The following is a 1,639-nucleotide window of genomic DNA, read 5'->3' on the forward strand; positions in this document are numbered from 1 at the left end:
TAGCATGGTAGGGTGGGCAAATATTGAAAGTTTGACAATTTAATTAGGAATCATGTCTATTTGCCCACCCTACAAAAGCGTACGCATTTTATGTCAAATTTTCAACAGTCCAATCTTCGTGCAATAATCCTGGTACCTTATCAAAATCTTGATGATTACGAGTTAACAAAACCAAGTCACGAAATAGTGCAATGGCAGCAATTCGCGCATCCATCTTTGCCAGTTGAATTCGTTGGGATTGTAATTGATTAAATCTCAAAGCTGCACCCGCATCAAACGAGACCAGGGGTAATACCTTGAAGTCGCTGACGAGTCGTACCATCATTTCATAACCTTTTACTACATCATTGGTGTTACGAGCCCGATTAATATAAGCGTGACAGCCTAGCATCTGCTCATGAAATGTTACTGTTGATACTGCAAAATCCGACAGTGGATAGCGATTCATACGTCTCAAAAGGTTATCGTAATCCTTTCCTGTTCTCCGCTGAATAATGCTTAGATGATCCGTATCCAACAAATATTTCATGGTTCGTCTTGCGCTTCGAGGATAGATTCATCGCCTTGGCGTATGGCTCGTCCATAAGCCAGCACCTCCTCAAATGCCGGTTCATCTTTAAAAGAGCCTGTAATTTGTTGTAGCCAATTCATCGGCTGGGGGGTCGAAACTTGCTTCTGTAACTGCGCGATCGCAGCCTCTATGGCTGTTAGCCTTTCCTCTAGGGAAGTGTTGATTGTCATTTGAGTTTTTCGTTAATCAGTTTATCGTTATAATATAATTCAATATAACATAATAATAAACTGATTTGTTGGGTTTTGTTCCCTCAACCGAATCTACAATGTCGGCGTAAGCACTTGTTTTTTGATGCCATTCATTGTATTATATACTCGTTTATTTTGAGTAATGCAAATAGATGGTGCATTACATTTCATGCTATAGATGGTGCGTTACATTTTCTGCTATAGATGGTGCGTTACATTTCATTAACGCACCCTACAAGAGATGCGATCGCACTAATCCCTGTTCCCTGTTCCCTGTTCCCTGTTCCCTATTATTGACTATTTATCTCCTGAACTTATCAACATCTAAACTATGCTTTCACAAAACCTGAAAATTGTTACTCTGCTCCCCAGTGCCACGGAAATTGTGGCAGCTTTAGGATTAGCTGATGCCATTGTGGGGCGATCCCACGAATGCGACTATCCCGCAACCATCAAAAATCAACCTGTCTGCACCGAGGCTCAAATCAATAGCAATAAACCTAGTGCTGAGATTGATGATGATATAAACAATCTGGTAAAACGTGCCTTGAGTATTTACCAAGTAAAAACTGATGTTTTAGAACAACTGCAACCAACCCACATTGTTACTCAAGATCAATGTGATGTCTGTGCTGTCAACTTCGATGTGGTGGAGAAAGCAGTTGCGAACCTTACTAATAGCCAGCCTCAGATAATTTCCTTGCAGCCAAACTTGCTAACTGAAGTTTGGGCAGATATTGAGCGAGTTGCTACCATCCTGGGAGTAGAGTCACACTCTCTACTGAACCAATTACAGTCTCGTGTCGAAACCTGTAAGCAAAAGACACAGGAAATGTCGGAAAATCACCGCCCTACTGTTGCTTGCATCGAGTGGACA

The 1,639-nt window shown here is 41.4% G+C and carries 4 protein-coding genes; 2 read left to right on the forward strand and 2 right to left on the reverse strand.

What is annotated here, in order from left to right:
• Positions 1–88: 88 nt before the first annotated feature.
• Together F6K49_RS46965 and F6K49_RS46970 are read right to left on the reverse strand one after the other, a co-directional pair.
• Positions 89–448: a type II toxin-antitoxin system VapC family toxin gene (locus tag F6K49_RS46965; protein WP_293109358.1), complete on the reverse strand. Its 360-nt coding sequence runs from the start codon at positions 446–448 to the stop codon at positions 89–91.
• Between the two features lie 77 nt (positions 449–525).
• Entirely contained in the window at positions 526–741 is a 216-nt protein-coding gene (locus tag F6K49_RS46970; RefSeq protein WP_293109360.1) for a hypothetical protein, read from the reverse strand.
• 173 nt (positions 742–914) lie between these two features.
• Between F6K49_RS46970 and F6K49_RS46975 the strand changes: the two genes are divergently transcribed.
• Positions 915–1,112 carry a hypothetical protein gene (locus tag F6K49_RS46975; protein ID WP_293109362.1) on the forward strand — a complete coding sequence of 66 codons (198 nt, stop codon included), beginning with the start codon at positions 915–917 and terminating at the stop codon, positions 1,110–1,112.
• The coding region (locus tag F6K49_RS46980; protein WP_293109365.1) for an ABC transporter substrate-binding protein at positions 1,094–1,639 on the forward strand (546 nt) is incomplete at its 3' end. The genes F6K49_RS46975 and F6K49_RS46980, both read left to right, overlap by 19 nt.

This window comes from Moorena sp. SIO3I6, from assembly GCF_010672095.1.